This window comes from Neorhizobium galegae bv. orientalis str. HAMBI 540 (assembly GCF_000731315.1).
GTDB lineage: Bacteria > Pseudomonadota > Alphaproteobacteria > Rhizobiales > Rhizobiaceae > Neorhizobium > Neorhizobium galegae.
Genome location: NZ_HG938353.1, coordinates 4,444,988 through 4,465,083, shown reverse-complemented (window position 1 = coordinate 4,465,083; position 20,096 = coordinate 4,444,988). Strand labels below are relative to the sequence as shown.

Sequence of the window (20,096 nt, the reverse complement as noted above, 5' to 3'; positions counted from 1 at the left end):
GGCCGGTTTCCTGGAGACGGCCTGCAAGAGATGCTTGCGCAGCGCGGAAGCGGCCTTTACGCTCGCCCCAACAAGCTGTAACCGCTCGAAAAGACCGACCGACAAAAGCAGGGACTACGCCGCACATGACCGCAAATGACATGAAACTCGTGGTGGTCGGCGCAGCGGGTCGGATGGGCCAGGCACTGATCCGGGTTATTCATGAAACCGACGGTGTAACATTGCACGCAGCGGTCCAGCGCGAAGGTTCGCCGTTCATCGGCAAGGATGCAGGCGAGCTCGCGGGCGTCGGAACGCTTGGAGTCCCCGTGACCGCCGATCCGCTTCAGGCTTTTCTCGATGCCGAGGGCGTGCTCGATTTCACCACACCCGCGACCAGCGTCGCCTTCTCCATCCTCGCCGCGCAGGCACGGATCGTCCATGTCATCGGCACGACCGGATGTTCGATTGAGGACGAGGAAAAGTTCAAGGCGGCCGGCCGCCATGCGCGCTTGGTCAAATCCGGCAATATGAGCCTCGGCGTCAACCTGCTGGGTGTGCTTGTCGCGCAGGCGGCGAAGGCTTTGCCCGCCGCCGGCTGGGATATCGAAATCCTCGAAATGCATCACAAGCACAAGGTCGACGCGCCATCTGGAACGGCACTGCTGCTCGGCGAAGCGGCGGCACGAGGCCGCGGCATCGATCTCGCAAGCCAGTCCGTCAGGGTGCGCGACGGCCATACGGGCGCCCGCCCGACCGGCACGATCGGGTTTGCGACGCTGCGCGGCGGCTCGGTCGTCGGCGACCATTCAGTCGTGCTTGCCGGCGAAGGCGAGTTGGTGACGCTCTCACACAGCGCGCGCGACCGTTCGATCTTCGCCCGCGGCGCGGTTGCCGCAGCGCTCTGGGCGCGCGACAAGAAGCCCGGCCATTACTCCATGCTCGACGTGCTCGGGCTTTCCTGAAAATCTTCCCGGAGGAATTCATCCCATGAGCGGAACTCTCGTCCTCGTTCGCCACGGCCAGAGCGACTGGAATCTCAAGAACCTTTTCACCGGCTGGCGCGATCCGGATCTGACGCCGCTCGGCATCCAGGAAGCCGAGGCCGGCGGCGAAGCGCTGGCAGCAACGGGCATCAAGTTCGACATTGCCTTCACCTCGGTGCTGAAGCGCGCCCAGGACACGTTGAAGATCGTCCTCGACAAGGTCGGCCAGCCGGACTTGGAGACGATCCGCGACCAGGCGCTCAACGAGCGCGACTACGGTGATCTATCCGGCCTCAACAAGGACGACGCACGCGCCAAATGGGGGGAGGAACAGGTGCATATCTGGCGCCGTTCCTACGACATTCCGCCGCCGGGCGGCGAAAGCCTGCGCGATACCGGCGCCCGCGTCTGGCCCTACTACATGACGGAAATCCTGCCGCGCGTGCTGCGCGGCGAAAAGGTCCTCGTCGCCGCGCACGGCAACTCGCTTCGCTCGCTGGTGATGGTGCTCGACCGACTCAGCAAGGAAGAGATCCTCAAGCTCAATCTCGCGACTGGCGTGCCGATGGTCTACACGCTCAAGGCCGACTCGACTGTCGCCTCAAAGGACGTTCTCGGCGACATGTCCGGCGCGCACTGAGGCAATTGCTTCTGCCGAGTCCACCCCTTCCTAGGGATGGGGTGGACTCGGTAAAATCTCACCGCCTCCTTGCGGCCCATGGTGGATTTCCACGGGGAGTGCGGCGCCTCCGCTAAGTATGCGAACAATTCCTTCGCGGATAATGTGCTGATGTGCCTCAAGTTCTTCGTGAGCTTTTGGAGAATATATTTCCCTACTAATTTCAACTTTTGAAAACTCGTAGCCTACAGTTGGTGCCATTTTATGAAGAAGATCTATAAATAGATCAACACGCTTTTGGCCCCAAATTGCCAAATTAGCATTATCTTGAGACAGGTGATCGAGGTAATGCTTCCAGGCCTCGACTACTGCTTTAGAAGATCTCTTTCTGCCGTAAAATTCCAAAGCTATTGAATTAAGAGCTTCTACATGGGCTGGAGAGACGGATGCCGCTCTAGTAGCCATTAACGTCCGAAATATCTGAAGACGCCGATTGCGATTTTCACGGCCACGCTCCAAAAACTTTTGGACCTGTATTGCTAAAATCGGGCCTGCAAGCGTTGCGAGGATAATCATCCAATCAGAGGTCGACATCGGGAATCACCAGTTTCGAGCTTTGGGATCGTACCACTGAAACGAGTGCCAGCGAGAAATCTCGGATTTTGCTCCACATGATTGTTGACGTCTGGCTAGAGCTCAATTCTCGATCGTGAACTGCACCATATCGGCCGGAAAGCGGCTGACGGCGTATTGGACCGGCACGCCTTCGGTATCGGTATTGAGCGCGCGGGCGACAAGGATAATGGCTCCCGGCGATAGCTGCAGGTCGACGAGATCCGCGCCGTCCGCATGGGTCGCGGTCACTTCCGTCGACACACGCAGATAATCCGAAAGGCCGAGCATCCGGAATGCGACCGTGATCGAGCCGCTTTTGCTATAGGCCTCCTCGATGCCGCCGAAACGTTCGGCCGGAAACCAGGTCGTCGAGCGGGAGACCGGGCGGTGATCCGCCTTCCTCAGCGTTTCCAGCCGGATCACCGGCGCGCCTTCGGGAAGGCGAAGCCGGGCCGACAGATCGGTTGAAGCCGGTTCCTGTGCCGAATGAAGCAGCAGGCCTTCCTTTTCCCGCGCCTGATCGCCGATACCCTCGCTGAACCGGGTGCGCCGCGTGATCGGGAAGTTCAGCCGTTCCTTGCGCTCGATCAGCGTACCGCGTCCCTGCACCGACCGGACGATGCCTTCCTGGGCGAGGGCGGCAAGCGCGCTTCTCACGGTATGGCGATTGACGCCGAATTGCGCAGCCAGCGTGAATTCCGGCGGCACCTTGCCGGTCGCGTCGTAGTCGCCGTTGGCGATCGAGGCGCGAATGCGGTCGGCGATCTGCCGCCAGAGCGCCACCCCGTTTTGCCGGTGAACGTTTGTCTGCCCCGTATCCATGTCACACGCTTGTTATATGCGGAAGTTAGTAGTATAGGTAACTTGTATGGTTGTCTATATTAATAGACATTTTGGAGCTTGGCAATGGACCTGGCGAAACAAATCGGGCCGAACGCAGAAACCAACGGACGCCGCCGTGCGGTTGGCCTGCTTGCGCGGGCGATGACAGACGAATTGCGTGCCGCCTGGGACAAGCTTCCGGCCAAACCGGAGGTCAAGCCCGTGCGCGGGCCGGAGACCGGACTGGTGATGGTCCGCGGCCGCATCGGCGGCGGAGGCGCACCCTTCAATCTTGGCGAGGCGACGGTGACGCGGGCGACCGTGCTCCTCGCATCCGGCACGGCCGGCCATGCGCAGGCGCTCGGCACTGCCAAGAACAATGTCCGGCTTGCAGCCATTTTCGACGCGCTCTGGCAGGAGGCCGACACGCGCGATTTCGTGGAGACCACGTTGCTCGGCCCCATCGAGGCCCGCATCGCGGTGGAGGACAAACAAAAGGCAGAGGAGACGGCAGCGACCCGCGTCGATTTCTTCACCATGGTACGGGGGGACGACTGATGAACATCAAGACGCAAGCGCTTTCCGGCGGGTTCGGAGAGCCGGTTTTCGAGTCCCAAGGCGTGTTCCGCATGCTGATGGACGGCATGGCCCGTCCGGGAACGATCCGCATCGTCGGACCGGATGTCGGTCAGCCCGAGCCGCTTGGAGGAGCAGCCGGGGCGATCGCCGTGACGCTCTGCGACCATGAAACGCCCGTCTGGTTGAGCGCCGGCCTTGCCAAATCGGCCACCGGCGAATGGATCGGTTTCCACACCGGAGCCCCGATCACCCGCGAAAAAGCGGAGGCCCGCTTCGCCTTCGTTGAAGCCGGTGCGACGCTCGCCTCGTTCGGCCTGTTTTCGGCCGGCACCCAGGAATATCCGGACCGTTCGACGACGCTGGTCATCGAAGTCTCAGCACTTGGCGAAGGCCTGCCGCTGACGCTGACCGGCCCCGGCATTCCGCATGCGACCACCGTCATGGTGAAGGGTCTGCCGGAAGTCTTTCCGCGGCTTTGGGCCGATAACCGGGCGCTCTTCCCGCGCGGCGTCGATGTCATCCTGACAGCCGGCAAGAGCCTGTTATGCCTGCCGCGGACGGTACGGATCGCAACGCAATGAACGGATGCCAGACTTTTTAGCCTTGGGGCCGCCCGCTTGGGGCAGCCAATGGGGGCCGAACGACCAAACCCCGCCCGCGTCTTCCATGGAATGCCGGTGATGGCCAGGAGAATGAACCATGTATGTTGCCGTCAAGGGTGGCGAGGCCGCCATCAACAACGCTCACAGGCTGCTGGCCGACCGGCGTCGGGGTGATCGCTCACTTCCTTCTGTCACCATCGAGCAGATCGTCGAGCAGCTGGGCCTCGCTGTCGACCGGGTGATGGCCGAGGCCTCGCTTTACGACCGGGCGCTCGCGGCGCTTGCCATCCGCCAGTCGCGCGGCGACATGATCGAGGCGATCTTCCTGCTGCGCGCCTATCGCACCACGCTGCCGCGCTTCGGCTCTTCGGTTCCGGTCGATACGGCCGCCATGAAGGTCGAGCGGCGCGTTTCGGCGACCTACAAGGACCTGCCGGGCGGCCAGCTTCTCGGCCCGACATTCGACTATACCCACCGCCTGCTCGATCCCTCGCTGCTCACCGACAGTCCGGTCGATGAGCCTGAGCGCCGCGACGCGCCGGAAGAGCAAATCATGCGGGTCTCGGACATTCTCGCCCATGAAGGTCTGATCGAACCGGACGGCGAGTTTTCCGAGGACCATCAGGCCGGCGACATCACCCGCGAGCCGATGGAATTTCCGATGAGCCGCGATCTGCGCCTGCAGGCGCTCGCCCGCGGCGACGAGGGCTTCCTGCTGGCGCTCGGTTATTCCACCCAGCGCGGTTACGGCGGCAACCACCCGTTCGTCGGCGAAATCCGCATCGGCGAAGTGGAAGTCGAGATCGAGGTCGCAGAACTCGGCTTTGCCGTCTCGCTCGGCCGCATCCGGATCACCGAATGTCAGATGGTCAACCAGTTCAAGGGTTCGTCCAAGGCGCCGCCGCAGTTCACCCGCGGCTACGGCCTGGTCTTCGGCCAGAGCGAGCGCAAGGCGATGTCGATGTCGCTGGTCGACCGGGCGCTACGGGCCGAGGAGTTCGGCGAGGATATTACCGCGCCGGCGCAGGACGAGGAATTCGTGATCTCGCATTCGGACAACGTCCAGGCGACGGGTTTCGTCGAGCATCTCAAGCTACCGCATTACGTCGACTTCCAGGCCGAGCTTGCGCTGGTGCGCAAGATGCGCTCGGACATCGAGGCGGCGCGCAATGGCAGCAACGGCCTGCAGGAGGCCGCCGAATGACCGCCATGCCGGTTCGGCCGCAGTTCAGGGGCGGCTCAATCGCCTCCGCCGCCTCCCCCGTCACCACCACCATCGCAGGCGCCGCCCGCGCTGCCGCTATCGCAGCTGCTCGCAGAGCCTCCGGCCCAGCCGCCGTCGCTGCCCGCATTGGCCATCCCGGCGTCTTTCGGGGGTTTGATGACATAAAAGGGAATGATGATCCCGCAGGCGACAAAGGCCGCGAAGACGGCCACGCCCAGCAATCCGTTCGAAGTGATGGCGTCCATGACAGCCTTTCCTTCTAGTTGGTTCATGCAGTCACAGGATACTCCAAGATGACGGACCTCGCCACCTACAACTTCGCCTATCTCGACGAGCAGACGAAGCGGATGATCCGCCGCGCGATCCTCAAAGCGATCGCCATCCCCGGTTACCAGGTGCCCTTCGCCTCCCGTGAGATGCCGATGCCCTACGGCTGGGGCACCGGCGGCGTGCAGGTGACGGCCGCGATCATCGGCCCGGAAGACGTGCTGAAGGTGATCGACCAGGGCGCAGACGACACGACCAATGCGGTCTCGATCCGTGCCTTCTTCCAGAAGGTCGCCAATGTCGCCGTCACCACCCACACCAAGGACGCGACGATCATCCAGACCCGCCATCGCATTCCCGAGCACAAGCTCGCCGAGGGCCAGATCCTCGTCTACCAGGTGCCGATCCCGGAGCCCTTGCGCTTCCTCGAGCCGCGCGAGACCGAGACCCGCAAGATGCATGCGCTGGAAGAATACGGCCTCATGCATGTAAAACTCTACGAGGACATCGCCCATAACGGCCGGATTTCGAAGACCTATGCCTATCCGGTGAAGGTCGCGGGCCGCTACGTGATGGACCCGTCGCCGACGCCAAAATTCGACAATCCGAAAATGCACCGGTCGGAAGCGCTGCAGCTGTTCGGCGCCGGCCGCGAAAAGCGGATCTACGCGGTGCCACCCTATACGGACGTGGTCAGCCTCGACTTCGAAGATCATCCGTTCGAGATCCAGACGTTCGACAAACCCTGCGCGCTCTGCGGCGCCGAGAATGTCTATCTCGACGAAGTGGTACTCGACGACAAGGGCGGCCGCATGTTCGTCTGTTCAGACACCGACAATTGCGAGGACCGCCGCGAACACGGCCATGTCGGCGCCCTGCTGGCGCCTGCCAAGGAGGCAGCGGAATGACACTGGTTGTGGCTTACCCCCCTCTGTCCTGCCGGACATCTCCCCCTCAAGGGGGGAGATTGGATAGACGCGCCCGCTCGATCCCTCTTGAAGACACCGCTTATCGAACTGCCCGATCCCATTTGGGGCTGAGGCTTACCCGCTTGCCGATCTCCCCCCTTGAGGGGGAGATGTCCGGCAGGACAGAGGGGGGTGAACCCCACGCGCCGACATTCAAGGACAAAACGCCATGACCGACACCCCTCTTCTCAAAGTCAGCGGCGTCTCGAAATTCTATGGCAGCCGGATCGGCTGCAAGGATGTTTCCTTCGATCTGTGGCCGGGCGAAGTGCTTGCCATCGTCGGTGAATCCGGCTCCGGCAAGACGACGCTGCTCAATTGCCTGTCGACCCGGCTGATGCCGACGACCGGCAGCGTCGAATACCGGATGCGCGACGGCAATTTCCGCGACCTCTACCATATGAGCGAGGCCGAACGGCGCTTCCTGATGCGCACAGACTGGGGCTTCGTGCACCAGAACCCGGCCGATGGCCTGCGCATGACGGTCTCGGCCGGCGCCAATGTCGGCGAGCGGCTGATGGCTGTCGGCGACCGTCACTACGGCAAGATCCGCGAGACGGCGAGCGACTGGCTGACCCGCGTCGAGATCGGCACCGACCGCATCGACGACCAGCCCCGCGCCTTTTCCGGCGGCATGCGCCAGCGCCTGCAGATCGCCCGCAACCTCGTCACCGGCCCGCGCCTCGTGTTCATGGACGAGCCGACCGGCGGCCTCGACGTCTCGGTTCAGGCGCGCCTGCTCGATCTCGTGCGTGGCCTCGTCAACGATCTCGGCCTGTCGGCGATCGTCGTCACCCACGATCTCGCTGTCGCCCGCCTCCTGTCGCACCGGATGATGGTGATGAAGGATGGCCATGTGATCGAACACGGGCTGACCGACCGGGTGCTCGACGACCCCCGCGAGCCTTATACCCAGCTCCTCGTCTCTTCCATTCTTCAGGTCTGAGGAAAAACGATCATGGCAACTCCCCTCGTCGTTTCCGAGGTCTTCAAAAGCTTCACCATGCATCTGCGCGACGGCATCAAGCTGCCGGTCGTCAATGATGTGAATTTTTCGGTCGCGAGCGGCGAATGCGTCGTGCTCGGCGGACCGTCAGGCATCGGCAAGAGCTCGATCCTGAAGATGCTCTACGGCAACTACGCCGTCGATGCCGGGCAGATCCTCGTCGATCACAAGGACCGGCTCGTCGATATCGCCCGCGCCGATCCGCGTACCGTGCTTGACGTGCGGCGCCATACGCTCGGTTATGTCAGCCAGTTCCTGCGCACCGTGCCGCGTGTCTCCGCGCTTGACGTGGTCGCCGAACCGCTGGTCGCTCGCGGTATCGCAGCCCCGGAAGCGCGCGACAAGGCGGCCGAGCTTCTGGCCAAGCTCAATCTGCCGCGGGAGCTCTGGAGCCTGCCGCCCGCGACGTTTTCGGGTGGCGAGCAGCAGCGGGTCAACATCGCCCGCGGTTTCATCACCAGCCACCGCATCCTGCTCCTCGACGAGCCGACCGCGTCGCTCGACGCGGTCAACCGGCGCGTCGTCGTGGATATGATCGCGGACAAGAAACGCGAGGGCGTCGCCCTTCTCGGAATCTTCCACGACGAGGAAGTGCGCGAGGCGGTGGCAGACCGCGTTCTCGACGTCTCCCAATTTTCTCCGCGAAAGGCAGTAGCCGCATGAGCGTCAAGGTGGGGCTCGAGCCCGCAATCCACGAAACGGCAAACGTCAGCAATTCCACGCTCGGCCCGTATACGGAAGTTTCCGAACGCTGCCGCATCAGCGAGGCCGAGATCGGCGCCTATTCCTACATCATGCAGGACGGCTCGATCTGGTGCGCGACGATCGGCAAGTTCGTCAACATGGCGGCCTCGGTGCGCATCAACGCCACCAACCACCCGACCTGGCGGGCGACGCTGCATCATTTCACCTATCGCGCCGCCAACTACTGGGACGACGCGGAAGACGAAAAGAGCTTCTTCGAATGGCGGCGCGACCATCGCGTCACCGTCGGCCATGACGTGTGGATCGGCCATGGCGCCACCGTTCTGCCGGGCGTTACCGTCGGCAATGGCGCTGTGATCGGCGCCGGTGCGGTCGTCTCGAAGGACATCGCGCCCTATACGATCGTCGGCGGCGTGCCGGCGAAACTCATCCGCGAACGTTTCACAAAAGCGGTCGGCGAGGCGATGGACCGGCTTGCCTGGTGGGACTGGGATCACCTGAAACTGAGAGCTGCTCTCGATGATTTCCGGGCACTTTCGGCAGAGGAATTCGTGTCACGTCATGCCACATAACGAAAGCGTGACGGACGCTTTCGGAATATAATAAAACCGACATAAAACCGACATTCAGACTTCATCAACCATCGCTATCGAGCTCTCAGAAAAAGGCTGAATTGGCGAGAGAGCATGAAGTTCGAGTTGAGGGACATCACCCGCCGTTTCGGCGATCGTATCGCGGTGAACGCCGTGAACGTCGAGATTCCCCAGGGCCAGATGGTCGGCATCATCGGCCGCTCCGGCGCCGGCAAGTCGACCCTGCTGCGCATGATCAACCGCCTGCAGGAGCCGAGTTCCGGCTCCATCTATTTCAACGGCGCCGAAGTCTCCTCCCTCAAGGGCCGGGCACTGCGCAACTGGCAGCGCGACTGCGCGATGATCTTCCAGCAGTTCAACCTGGTGCCACGCCTCGACGTGATGACCAATGTGCTGCTCGGCCGTCTCAATCACCGCTCGACAACGATGAGCCTCTTGAAAATCTTCAGCCGTGACGAGCGCGTCATGGCGATGGCGGCGCTCGAGCGACTCGGCATCGAACAGACGGCGTTGCAGGCGGCCGGAACATTGTCCGGCGGACAGCAGCAGCGCGTGGCGATTGCCCGTGCGCTGGTGCAGGCCCCGAAAATGATGCTCGCCGACGAGCCGATCGCCTCGCTTGATCCGCTCAATGCCAAGATCGTCATGGATGCGTTGCGCGACATCAACGAGCGCGAAGGCATCACGGTCATCACCAATCTGCACACCCTCGATACCGCCCGCAGCTATTGCGAACGGATTATCGGCATGGCGGGCGGCCGCGTCGTCTTCGACGGACCGCCGCAGGAGCTCAATGCCAATGCGGTGCGCGAGATCTACGGCTCCGACAGGGATGGCGCCGGGATCGACGAGACGATGACATCGACCAGCCTCGCCTCCACCCGTCGCGGCGAGGCTCCGGTCGCGATCGACACATCCGGCATGATGGCCGAAGCCGCCGCCATGCGCTGACCCGTTTCCGGCTGCCGACCCGCGGCCGGAAGACTGACGCCCTTTCCGGGTTGACCACCCCAATCACCAAAGGAGACTTCCATGTCTGCATTCCGCAAGATCCTGATGGCGACGATCGCCATCGCTGCCGTCGCCGGCCAGGCCCACGCCCAGAGCGCACCCGTTCTGCGCATCGGTCTCGATGGCGGCGAAAACGAAGCCGACCAGGTTCGCCGCACCGAATGCGTCAAGCCGGGCCTGATCGCCGCGACCGGCGCTTCGGACGTCAAGCTTTTCCCGTCGCCGAACTATAACGGCGTCATCCAGGGCCTGCTCGGCGGCACGATCGACCTCGCCGTCATGGGCGCTGCTTCCTACGCAGCAATCTACATCAAGGACCCGAATGCCGTTACCCCGGTCCTGACCACCAAGCAGGCCGACGGTTCGACCGGCTACTACTCGATCATGGTTGCCCGCAAGGATTCGGGCATCAAGACGCTCGCCGACGCCAAGGGCAAGAAGATCGGCTTCGCCGACCCCGACTCGACCTCGGGCTACCTCGTCCCGAACGTCGCCCTGCCGAAGGATGTCGGCATGCCGGTCAAGCAGTATTTCTCCGAAACCGGTTTCGGCGGCGGCCATGAGAACCTCGTTCTCGGCATTCTCGACAAGAAGTTCGACGTCGGCACCACCTTCGGTTCGGCCGTCGGCGACTGGGCGCAGGGCTACTCGTCCGGCAACCTGCACATCATGGTCACCAAGGGCTTGCTCGACATGGACGACATCGTCCAGGTCTGGAAGTCGCCGCTCATCCCGAACGGCCCGCTGATGGTTTCCAACAAGCTTTCGGACGACATGAAGAAGAAGGTGACCGCTTACTTCGCCGAGCTGCCGAAGAAGGACAAGGCCTGCTTCGAGAGCTTCACGGGCGGCGGTTACGTCGACTGGTCGCCGGTCGACCAGAAGTTCTACCAGACTATCATCGACGCTCGTAAGGCTGTCATCGGCGGCTGATCCAACGTCTGATCAATATCTTGCGGCGGCATCATGACGATGCCGCCGCTCGTTCAACAAGGATGCCCAGAATGGCGCACGTGGCCGAAACCGCTCAGTTCAGCGGGCTGCAGGAAAGCTCCCGCACCATCCTCGACCACTACCAGAGCCAGGTGCGGACGCGCCGGATCTACACCGTCGTCTCCATCGTCGTTTTCCTGATCGTTCTCGGTGCGTCGCTGGATTTCGCCAACGAAGCCAATTCCGGCAAGTTCTTCGAACGCCTTCCGTATTTCTTCGACTTCATCAAGAGCTTCGTGCCCAACAGCCCGCTGGAGATCTTCCGCGCCATGTTCGACCTGCCGTCGCCCTATGCGGACGGCTCGATCAAGTTCGACTATACGAGCGACCGTGTCTGGATCACCGACAGCTTCTACATTCCGAATTTCTTCTACCAGCTTGCCATCACCCTCAATATCGCCATCGTTTCGACCATTCTCGGCTCGACCGGCGCCTTCCTGCTCTGCTTCTTCGCCTCCTCCAACCTCGTCGGCTCGCGGGCGGTGCGCTGGGGAGTGCGGCGGATCATGGAAATCATGCGCGCCTTCCCGGAGATCGTGATCGCCGGGCTTCTCGCCGCCATCCTATCGATCGGTCCGATCGCGGCGATCATCGCAGTCTCCTTCCACACCATCGGTGCGCTTGGAAAGCTGTTCTTCGAAGTGGTCGAGAATGCCGACATGAAGCCGGACGAGGGCCTGCGAGCCGCGGGCGCCAGCTGGCTGGAGCGCGTCCGTTTCGCGATCCTGCCGCAGGTCCTGCCGAATTTCGTGTCTTACACACTGCTGCGCACCGAGATCAACGTGCGCGCCTCGACCATTATCGGCGCCGTCGGCGGCGGCGGCATCGGCGAGGTGTTCAGCCTGTCGATCGGCCGCGACCACGCCGCCAAGACCTATGCGATCATCATCCTTCTGCTGGTCACCGTCATCTGCGTCGACCAGTTCTCGGCCTGGCTGCGCCGCCGGCTGATCGGCAGGCAATCGTTCGAATTCGGCCGGGGAGCTGCCTGATGTCCACTCTCGCCGTCAACGCCGCCGATCGCGAACGCCTGCTCGCCGCCTATCCGGAGGTCTTTCACCGCAGCTTCATGCAGCGCTGGGGCCTGGCGATCGCCGCCGTTACGGTGTTCGTCTACCTCGCCTTCTGCTTTTCCTTCTTCAACGTCATCCCGACCTTCGTGAACGGCAACTGGGACCGCGCGGCGATCTATATCCAGGACTGGTATTCCTGGCGCGCCCAGCCGCGTCTGCGCTTCCAGAACGGCCAGGTCGTGCCGCAATGGACCAGCCGCCGCCAATATCCCGAGGGTGCGGCAATCGACTGGCTGAAGCCGACCTCGAACGGCGGCTACACGGTCCTTTTCGGCGGCGAAAACCGCTTGGAAGTGACCCCGAGCCAGGTCGACGTCTATATCGACGGCAAGCTCTATCCCGTAGTGATCAACGGGGACCGGGCGTCTCTGCCGGCAGGCGCCCCGGCGCGGATGGAGCAGGACGACAGCAAGGTCAATGTCCGGTTCGGCTTCGCCGGCCAGGCGGAAATCCGCAGCAACCAAGTCTATATCCAGCGGCGTTTTCTCGGCTGGGCGAATTTCTTCTTCGACACGCACTCGCCGTTCTGGGGCCGCAGCGTCACCGGCGTCGCCGGGCTTGTGCTCTTCGGTGAGCGGCTCGATCCGGCTCAATCGAATGCCTCGCTGGCGCTCGACAATTTCCTGAACAATGGCAGCTGGCAGCACGGCGACATTCTCTCCAAGCTGATGCAGACGCTGGTCATGGCCTTTGTCGGCACGCTGTTCGCCACCCTCTTCGCCTTCCCGCTCGCCTTCGTCGCGGCGCGCAATATCACCACAAGCCGGCCGATGAACTGGGGGATGAAGCGCTTCTTCGACTTCCTGCGCTCCATCGACATGCTGATCTGGGCCTTGTTCTTCACCCGCGCCTTCGGGCCAGGGCCGTTGCCGGGGATCGCCGCCATCTTCTTCACGGACACCGGCGCGCTCGGGAAGGTCTATTCGGAAGCGCTGGAGAATGTCGATGACAAGCAGCGCGAGGGCGTCAAGTCGGTGGGTGCCGCGCCGGTCATCGTGCAGCGTTACGGCGTCGTGCCGCAGGTCCTGCCGATCTTCATCTCGCAATCGCTGTATTTCTGGGAGTCCAACACCCGCTCGGCGACCGTGATCGGCGCTGTCGGCGCCGGCGGTATCGGCCTCAAGCTGCTCGAATCCATGAAGACCAATGCCGACTGGGACAAGGTCGCCTACATGGTCCTGCTGATCCTTCTCGTGGTCTTCGTCTTCGACAACCTCTCGAATGCGCTGCGTTCGCGGGTCATGGGCAAAAAGGGTCACTAACAGGCCGGATTATCATCATTCTGTCACGGAAATCTTTTAGCCGAGGGTCCTGTTTTGCGGGCCGGCGGACAGGTAAGGTCGGCCGGCCTTCTCCTGATTCCGGAATCCCGTTTTGCGCTACGCTCTCTATTTTTCGCCCGCCGAAAACCATCCGCTGACGAAGGCGGCAGCGCGTTGGCTCGGCCGTGACGCCTTTACCGGCGAGACGTTTCCGACGCCCGATGTCGACGGCCTGTCCCGCGACACCGTCCATGAACTGACCGCCGATCCGCGCCGCTACGCCTTTCACGCGACGCTCAAGGCGCCGTTCGAGCTGCATCCAGACCGGACGGAAGCCGAGCTGATCAGGGCCGCCGAACGCTTTGCCGCAGGGACCACGGCGTTCGACATCCCGAACGTCATCGTCGGCCAGCTGGGACGGTTCTTCGCGCTGGTGCCCGACACGATCTACCCTGAGCTCCAGCATTTCGCCGGACGCGTCGTCGAAGAGTTCGAACATTTCCGCGCGCCGCTGTCGGAAGCCGATGTCGCGCGGCGTAAACCTGATATGCTGAGCTCAGCGCAGCGCGCCAATCTCGATCGCTGGGGTTATCCTTATGTCATGGATGAGTTCCGCTTCCACATGACGCTGACGGGCCAAGTCCCGGCCGAGGAGGCGCCTGCCATGCGCCGCGAGCTCGACCGCCGCTTCGCCGATTTCGCCAACGCGCCGCTGACCATCGATGGCCTCGCCATCTTTGTCGAGCCCGAGCGCGGCGCACCCTTCATTGCTCATCGCTGGCTTCCGCTGGCGTCTGCCTTCGAAAATAGAAAGACCGCATCATGACCGCCGAACTCGTGCTCACCAATGCCCGCATCGTGCTCGAGGACAGCGTGATCTCCGGCTCCGTCCAGATCCGGAACGGCAAGATCACCGATATCTCGGAAGGTAATGTCCATACCGGCGAGGATTTCGAGGGCGACTACCTGATCCCGGGCCTTGTCGAACTCCATACCGACCATCTGGAACAGCATTATTCGCCGCGTCCGGGCGTGCGCTGGAACACCACGGCAGCGATCCAGGCCCATGACGCGCAGATTGCCACGTCCGGCATCACCACCGTCTTCGACTGCCTGCGCATGGGCGCCGACGAGGACGGCGGCTTTGCCCATGGCGAAATGCGCTCCATGGCGGATGCGATTGCCGCCGCCGGCGCATACGGCCGCCTGCGCTCCGAACATTTCCTGCATCTGCGCTGCGAAGTCTCCGCCGACAATTGCATGGAGCATTTCGTCGATTTCGAGAATGATCCGCATGTCCGGCTCGTCTCGTTGATGGATCACGCGCCGGGCCAGCGGCAGTTCCAGACGATGGATCAGTACACGCTCTACTACCAGAAGAAGCGCGGTCTCAGCGACGAGGCATTCGCCGCCTTCGTGGCCAAACGCCAGGGAGAATCGGCACGCAACGCGACACCGCACCGCGCTGCCATCTCGAAGGTCTGCGCCGAGCGTGGCATTACGATCGCAAGCCATGACGACGCGACGCTCTCTCATGTGGGCGAAGCGGTCGACAACGGTGTCCGGCTGGCGGAATTCCCGACCAGTTTCGATGCGGCAAAGGCTTCGCACGAAGCGGGTATGAGCGTGCTGATGGGTGCCCCGAACATCGTTCGCGGCAAGTCGCATTCCGGCAATATCGCCGCTCGCGACTTGGCCGAACGCGGCGTGCTCGACGTGCTCTCCTCCGATTACGTGCCGCTCAGCCTGCTGCATGCGCCCTTCGTGCTCGCCGCAGAGGTCGAAAGCATCTCGCTGCCGAAGGCGCTCGCCATGGTGACGTCGACCCCTGCCCGCACCGTCAGCCTCGACGACCGGGGCCGGATCGCGACGGGCCTGCGCGCCGATATCGTCCGCGTCCATCACGAAGAGGGCGTTCCCGTCTCCCGCGCCGTCTGGCGGGAAGGCCGGCGGGTCGCCTGATGGACGCCAGGCCGACAACAATGGAACCGGAGCGAAGCGGCTGCATGGTCGCCGTCGTCGGCCCGAGCGGGGCCGGCAAGGACACGCTGATGGCCTATGCCGCCCGGTTCTTCGAAGGCCGCGATGACGTCGTCTTCGTGCGGCGGATTATCACCCGCAATGCCGCCGCCGGCGGCGAGGATCACGACGGCGTTTCCGAAGCGGAATTCGAGGCTCTGGAAAAGGCCGGCCGTTTTGCGGTCTCCTGGGGTGCCCACGGCCTGCGGTACGGCATTCCCGCCGAGACCAAAGAGGCCATGGCGAAAGGCCAGTTGGTCGTCGCCAACGGCTCGCGTTCCGCGCTTGCCCGGTTCAAGGATGTCTATCCGTCGCTCGTGGTCATCAACATCACCGCCAGCCTGGACGTGCTCGCGGCCCGGCTCGAAGCGCGCGGACGGGAAACGCGCGAGGAGATACTTCGGCGTCTCGAACGCAGTTCGCTTGCCGTGACCGGCGACTACCAGGTGATGACGATCGACAATAGCGGATCGCTCGAAGATGCCGGCAGGGCCCTGGTCGACGCTCTCAACGGTTGCTTTACAAGCCACCAGATTAGTTAGCGAAAAACGTTCGATCGTTCTTTAAAGTCCCTGATCCGGCTCTATTTGTCTTTCCTTATATCAGGAAAGGAAAAATCATGGGTCAGAGCAAGCCGCGCGAAGTGCAACGTCCCGATGGAGCAACCGCCATCGATCTGGAAGCGCGCGTCGTTGTTCTGGAAATCGTCTCCATGACGGCATTGGCGCTTGCCATGGACACGTCCGAAAATGCGGATGTCGAACACGCCCGCGGAATCAGCAACCTCGTTCTCGAAGCCGTGCACCAGCGCTGTCACGAGATGAACATGCCGGAGGATGCGCGGCTCACCGCCTGCACCTATGCCGACGAGCTGCTTTCGACCGCGCTTATGTCCCTCTACCCGCAGGAACACTGAGCCTCAAGCTCAATGGGCCTCGTCCCAATTGCTGGCAGCGCGCGCGTCGACCTTCAGCGGCACCCGCATCGAGATCGCAGGCATGGCCGCGTGCTCCATGGTCGAGATGATCACCGGCAAGGTCTTGTCGATCTCTTCGTCTTCGACCTCGAAGATCAGTTCGTCGTGCACCTGCAGCAACATGCGGGCCTTTCCGTTCAGTCCGGCCGTTTCGAGCGTCGATTCCATCTTCGCCATGGCCCTGCGGATGATATCGGCGGCCGAACCCTGGATCGGCGCATTGATCGACGCACGTTCGTTGAAAGCGCGCACCGAAGGGTTGGAGGACTTGATCTCCGGATAATGCGCCCGGCGGCCGAAGATCGTCTCGACGTAACCGTTCTCGCGGGCGAAGGTCTTGGTGCTTTCCATGTAATCGCGGATGCCCGGGAAGCGCTCGAAATACTTCTTGATGTAGTCGCCCGCTTCCGAGCGTTCGATCGACAGCTGGTTGGCTAGTCCGAAGGCGGAAATGCCGTAGATGATGCCGAAGTTGATCGCCTTGGCGCGGCGGCGCACTTCGCTGGGCATACCTTCCACCGGCACGCCGAACATTTCCGAGGCCGTCATCGCGTGAATGTCGATCCCATCCGCAAAGGCCTGGCGCAGCTGCGGAATATCGGCCACATGCGCAAGCACACGCAGCTCGATCTGGCTGTAGTCGGCGGAAACCAGCTTGTGGCCGGGCGTAGAGATGAAGGCGGTGCGGATCTTGCGGCCTTCCCCCGTGCGCACCGGAATGTTCTGCAGGTTCGGCTCGGAGGAGGACAGGCGGCCGGTCGTTGTCGAGGCCAGTGCATAGGAGGTGTGCACCCGCTTGGTCTCGGGATGGACGTAACCCGGCAACGCATCGGTATAGGTGGATTTCAGCTTGGTGAGCTGACGCCAGTCGACGATCTTGCGCGGCAGGGGATGACCTTCGGCGGCCAAGTCTTCCAGCACGCTGGCCGAGGTCGACCACTGGCCGGTCTTGGTCTTGGCGCCGCCCGGCAGGCCCATCTTGCCGAACAGGATGTCGCCGAGCTGTTTCGGCGAGCCGATGGTGAATTTTTCGCCCGCCAGCTCGTAGATCTCGTGTTCGAAGGCGGCGGCCCGCTGGGCAAGCTCGCCGGAAAGTCTGGACAGTATCTGCCGGTCGATGGTGATGCCGCGTTCTTCCATGCGGGCGAGCACGGAAACCAGCGGCCGCTCCAGCCGTTCATAGATGCGCGTCAGCCCCGCTGCCGCCAGCTGCGGTTTCAGCACCATCCACAGGCGCAGCGTCACGTCGGCGTCTTCCGCGGCATAGGCGGCCGCCTTGTCGATGTCGACGAAATCGAAGGTGACGCCCGCCTTGCCGCTGCCGGCAACTTCCTTGAAGGTGATCGGCTTGTGGTTCAGCCAGCGCTCCGACAGCGCGTCCATGCCATGGCTCGCCTTGCCGGCCTCCAGCACGTAGGACATCAGCATCGTATCGTCGTAACCCTCGACGGTGATGCCGTGACGCCTCATCAGCAGGTAATCGAACTTCAGGTTCTGCGCCACTTTCAGGACCGACTGGTCCTCCAGCAGCGGCTTCAGACGCGCCAGCGCCTCCCTGGTCGAGATCTGGTTTTCGGCAAGCCCGCCGCCGAGCAGATCGCCGACGCCGGTCTTGTGGATCAGCGGCACATAGGCCGCGCGGACTTCGAGGCCGGACGGGTTGGCGATGTTATCCGCAAGCGCCAGCGAAAAACCAACCAACTCCGCCTGCATCGGATCGAGCGACGTGGTTTCCGTATCGAAGGCGACGAGACCGGTTTCCTGCGCCGCGCGGATCCAGTCGTCTAGCACCGTCAGGTCCCGGATGGTCACGTAGCAGCTCGGATCGAGTTTGGCCTTGGCAAAGGCTTCGATGCGGGCCTCTGCGAGTGCGGCCGGCGTTGCCGCCTCCATGCCCTTGGCGACCGGCGCCTTGGCGGGCGCTTCCGCCGCTGCCTCGCCGGTGTCGACCGCTGCCGTACCGCCGGCATCGAGATCCGGGCCGCGAGCGGCCTGACCCCATTCGACGTTGACGACGGTGGGTTCGATGGCATCGGCATCGCAGTTGCAAGCGGCGGCGACGCGGCGCGTCAGCGTGCCGAATTCCATGGTCTTCAGGAAGCCGACCAGTTTTGGGCCGTCCTGCGGCTCCAGCACCAGCGCATCGAGATCGAGGTCCAAGGGCACGTCGAGCCGCAGCGAGACGAGCCGGCGCGAAAGGCGGGCGAGGTCGGCATTGGCGACGATGTTTTCGCGGCGCTTCACCTGCTTGATTTCGCCGGCGCGGGCGAGCAGCGTGTCGAGATCGCCGAATTCCTCGAGAAGCTGGGCTGCCGTCTTCGGGCCGATGCCCGGAATGCCCGGCACGTTGTCAACCGAATCGCCGACCATTGCCTGCAGGTCGATCATCTTCTCCGGCGGCACGCCCCATTTCTCGATGACGTCGGGAATGCCGATCTGCTTGTCCTTCATGCTGTCATACATGTGGACGTTCGGCGTCACGAGCTGCATCAGGTCCTTGTCGGACGAGACGATCGTCACATCGGCGCCGGTCGCCTCGGCCTGACGGGCGTAGGTGGCGATGATGTCGTCCGCCTCGAAACCTTCGGTCTCGATGCAGGGCAGGTTGAATGCGCGGGTCGCCTGGCGGATCAGGCCGAACTGCGGGATCAGCTCTTCCGGCGGCGCCGAGCGGTTCGCCTTGTAGGCGTCGTAGAGATCCTTGCGGAAGGTCTTGGAGGAATAGTCGAAGATGACCGCGAAATGGCTGGGCGTCACGCCGACCGAGGTGTCGCGCGCATCGGTCAGCAGCTTCCACAACATGTTGCAGAAGCCGGAGACGGCGCCGACCGGCAGGCCGTCGGACTTGCGGGTGAGCGGCGGCAGCGCGTGGAACGCGCGAAAAATGAAGCCGGAACCGTCGATAAGGAAAAGATGATCGCCTTTTTTCATGGCGCAAGGAATAGCGTGGGGCATTTGATCCGTCCACGAAAACTTCGCCCCGCGGGGCCGCGCGCGCCTCACCGGAACGTTACCGATTTGTAATATGCTTTCTCTTGAAAAGCCCGTCTCGGTTCCACATTTCCTTGTTACCGGCGATTGATCACGCCGCAGTCTGGCAGTCGGCCTGTCCCCCGCCGCACCCAGACCGGACAAAGGCCTATCCCCCTCTCCGGGCCTTTGTCCCTCCATCAGAACCGCCACGGCTGTCCCCTCCCTGCCGTGGCGGTTTTTTATTGCCCTTTTGCAGGAAAGACTTGTCATTTTCCCCATCTTCGCACAGGCTTGGCGAAAGCATGGCGTGCGATATATCTGGTAGATAACGCTCGCAAACGGGCTCGTTCAGGGAGGGATGAAGACCAGCCATGGGATTCGACCGCTCGCATTCGGCGACATACCTGGCGGGCCAACTCGCCAAAGGCTTTGCGCGCTCCTTGCAGAAGCGTGCCATGGTGCTTGGCTTTTCTCCCGGGCAGTTTCCTGTCCTGCTCGAACTCTGGCAGGAAGACGGGCTGACGCAGAAGCAGCTCCTCGACAAGCTGGAAGTCGAACAGGCAACACTCGCCAATACGCTCGCCCGCATGGAGCGGGATGGGCTGATCCAGCGCACCCCTCATCCGAACGACCGGCGAGCGCAGATCATTACCCTCACCCCGCTCGGCCGCGAGCTGGAAATCCAGGCCGTCGAAGCCGCTTCCGAGGCGGATGCAGCGCTTTTTTCAGGCTTCCGCCGCTTCGAGCGTGAACTGATGATCGAATATATGCGGATGATCGTCGAGAACGCCCGCAAGGTTTGACTGAGGCCGCGCCTTTCGTC

At 62.8% G+C, this 20,096-nt stretch carries 22 protein-coding genes; 18 read left to right on the top strand and 4 right to left on the bottom strand.

What is annotated here, in order from left to right; genetic code table 11:
- Positions 1-125 precede the first annotated feature (125 nt).
- Both dapB and RG540_RS21480 read left to right on the top strand, forming a co-directional pair.
- Complete coding sequence (gene dapB, locus RG540_RS21485; protein WP_038592259.1) at positions 126-944, top strand: 4-hydroxy-tetrahydrodipicolinate reductase; 819 nt, start codon at positions 126-128, stop codon at positions 942-944.
- Positions 945-969: 25 nt separating this feature from the next.
- Complete coding sequence (locus RG540_RS21480) at positions 970-1,605, top strand: 2,3-bisphosphoglycerate-dependent phosphoglycerate mutase (RefSeq protein WP_038592256.1); 636 nt, start codon at positions 970-972, stop codon at positions 1,603-1,605.
- 30 nt (positions 1,606-1,635) lie between these two features.
- Here RG540_RS21480 and RG540_RS32420 read toward each other — a convergent pair whose 3' ends face one another.
- Together RG540_RS32420 and phnF are read right to left on the bottom strand one after the other, a co-directional pair.
- Positions 1,636-2,178, bottom strand: coding sequence for a DUF6680 family protein (locus tag RG540_RS32420; RefSeq protein ID WP_155414685.1), 543 nt, complete (start codon positions 2,176-2,178; stop codon positions 1,636-1,638).
- A 102-nt stretch (positions 2,179-2,280) separates the two neighbouring features.
- Positions 2,281-3,021 carry a phosphonate metabolism transcriptional regulator PhnF gene (gene phnF, locus RG540_RS21475; RefSeq protein WP_038592253.1) on the bottom strand — a complete coding sequence of 247 codons (741 nt, stop codon included), beginning with the start codon at positions 3,019-3,021 and terminating at the stop codon, positions 2,281-2,283.
- A gap of 84 nt (positions 3,022-3,105) precedes the next feature.
- Here phnF and phnG point away from each other — a divergent pair, with 84 nt between their 5' ends.
- The 3 genes from phnG to RG540_RS21460 all read left to right on the top strand — a co-directional run bounded on the left by phnG (position 3,106) and on the right by RG540_RS21460 (position 5,406).
- Positions 3,106-3,579, top strand: coding sequence for a phosphonate C-P lyase system protein PhnG (gene phnG, locus RG540_RS21470; protein WP_038592251.1), 474 nt, complete (start codon positions 3,106-3,108; stop codon positions 3,577-3,579).
- Positions 3,579-4,181: a phosphonate C-P lyase system protein PhnH gene (gene phnH, locus RG540_RS21465; protein WP_038592248.1), complete on the top strand. Its 603-nt coding sequence runs from the start codon at positions 3,579-3,581 to the stop codon at positions 4,179-4,181. Before phnG ends, phnH begins: the two co-directional genes overlap by 1 nt.
- A 118-nt stretch (positions 4,182-4,299) precedes the next feature.
- The gene (locus RG540_RS21460) at positions 4,300-5,406 is read left to right on the top strand and encodes a carbon-phosphorus lyase complex subunit PhnI (protein ID WP_038592245.1); all 1,107 of its coding nucleotides are present in this window, start codon (positions 4,300-4,302) and stop codon (positions 5,404-5,406) included.
- A 35-nt stretch (positions 5,407-5,441) separates the two neighbouring features.
- Here RG540_RS21460 and RG540_RS21455 read toward each other — a convergent pair whose 3' ends face one another.
- Positions 5,442-5,672: a hypothetical protein gene (locus RG540_RS21455; protein ID WP_038592235.1), complete on the bottom strand. Its 231-nt coding sequence runs from the start codon at positions 5,670-5,672 to the stop codon at positions 5,442-5,444.
- A gap of 48 nt (positions 5,673-5,720) precedes the next feature.
- Between RG540_RS21455 and RG540_RS21450 the strand changes: the two genes are divergently transcribed.
- The 12 genes from RG540_RS21450 (at position 5,721) to RG540_RS21395 (ending at position 16,240) form a co-directional block, all read left to right on the top strand.
- Complete coding sequence (locus RG540_RS21450) at positions 5,721-6,602, top strand: alpha-D-ribose 1-methylphosphonate 5-phosphate C-P-lyase PhnJ (protein WP_038592232.1); 882 nt, start codon at positions 5,721-5,723, stop codon at positions 6,600-6,602.
- A gap of 229 nt (positions 6,603-6,831) precedes the next feature.
- On the top strand, positions 6,832-7,608 hold the full coding sequence (gene phnK / locus RG540_RS21445; RefSeq protein ID WP_038592229.1) for a phosphonate C-P lyase system protein PhnK: 777 nt from the start codon (positions 6,832-6,834) through the stop codon (positions 7,606-7,608).
- A gap of 12 nt (positions 7,609-7,620) precedes the next feature.
- Positions 7,621-8,331 (top strand): phosphonate C-P lyase system protein PhnL, encoded by a 711-nt coding sequence (phnL, locus tag RG540_RS21440; RefSeq protein WP_038592221.1) that lies wholly within the window; start codon positions 7,621-7,623, stop codon positions 8,329-8,331.
- Entirely contained in the window at positions 8,328-8,945 is a 618-nt protein-coding gene (locus tag RG540_RS21435; RefSeq protein WP_038592218.1) for a DapH/DapD/GlmU-related protein, read from the top strand. The genes phnL and RG540_RS21435 overlap by 4 nt, the downstream gene beginning before the upstream one ends.
- A 114-nt stretch (positions 8,946-9,059) precedes the next feature.
- Positions 9,060-9,917 (top strand): phosphonate ABC transporter ATP-binding protein, encoded by an 858-nt coding sequence (phnC, locus tag RG540_RS21430; protein ID WP_038592215.1) that lies wholly within the window; start codon positions 9,060-9,062, stop codon positions 9,915-9,917.
- A gap of 81 nt (positions 9,918-9,998) precedes the next feature.
- A complete protein-coding gene (gene phnD / locus RG540_RS21425; RefSeq protein ID WP_038592212.1) occupies positions 9,999-10,910 on the top strand; it encodes a phosphonate ABC transporter substrate-binding protein in 912 nt (303 codons plus the stop codon).
- A 71-nt stretch (positions 10,911-10,981) separates the two neighbouring features.
- On the top strand, positions 10,982-11,962 hold the full coding sequence (gene phnE, locus RG540_RS21420) for a phosphonate ABC transporter, permease protein PhnE (protein WP_038592210.1): 981 nt from the start codon (positions 10,982-10,984) through the stop codon (positions 11,960-11,962).
- Positions 11,962-13,305, top strand: coding sequence for a phosphonate ABC transporter, permease protein PhnE (gene phnE, locus RG540_RS21415; RefSeq protein ID WP_157884635.1), 1,344 nt, complete (start codon positions 11,962-11,964; stop codon positions 13,303-13,305). Before phnE (RG540_RS21420) ends, phnE (RG540_RS21415) begins: the two co-directional genes overlap by 1 nt.
- Positions 13,306-13,417: 112 nt before the next feature.
- Positions 13,418-14,131, top strand: coding sequence for a DUF1045 domain-containing protein (locus RG540_RS21410; protein WP_038592205.1), 714 nt, complete (start codon positions 13,418-13,420; stop codon positions 14,129-14,131).
- Positions 14,128-15,267 (top strand): alpha-D-ribose 1-methylphosphonate 5-triphosphate diphosphatase, encoded by a 1,140-nt coding sequence (locus RG540_RS21405; protein ID WP_038592202.1) that lies wholly within the window; start codon positions 14,128-14,130, stop codon positions 15,265-15,267. Before RG540_RS21410 ends, RG540_RS21405 begins: the two co-directional genes overlap by 4 nt.
- Positions 15,268-15,287: 20 nt before the next feature.
- Complete coding sequence (gene phnN, locus RG540_RS21400; protein WP_038594423.1) at positions 15,288-15,866, top strand: phosphonate metabolism protein/1,5-bisphosphokinase (PRPP-forming) PhnN; 579 nt, start codon at positions 15,288-15,290, stop codon at positions 15,864-15,866.
- A gap of 77 nt (positions 15,867-15,943) precedes the next feature.
- Positions 15,944-16,240, top strand: coding sequence for a hypothetical protein (locus RG540_RS21395; protein WP_038592199.1), 297 nt, complete (start codon positions 15,944-15,946; stop codon positions 16,238-16,240).
- A 9-nt stretch (positions 16,241-16,249) separates the two neighbouring features.
- Here RG540_RS21395 and polA read toward each other — a convergent pair whose 3' ends face one another.
- Positions 16,250-19,255 carry a DNA polymerase I gene (gene polA, locus RG540_RS21390; RefSeq protein WP_407668857.1) on the bottom strand — a complete coding sequence of 1,002 codons (3,006 nt, stop codon included), beginning with the start codon at positions 19,253-19,255 and terminating at the stop codon, positions 16,250-16,252.
- 389 nt (positions 19,256-19,644) lie between these two features.
- Between polA and RG540_RS21385 the strand changes: the two genes are divergently transcribed.
- On the top strand, positions 19,645-20,076 hold the full coding sequence (locus RG540_RS21385) for a MarR family winged helix-turn-helix transcriptional regulator (RefSeq protein ID WP_038548012.1): 432 nt from the start codon (positions 19,645-19,647) through the stop codon (positions 20,074-20,076).
- The last annotated feature ends 20 nt before the right edge of the window (positions 20,077-20,096 follow it).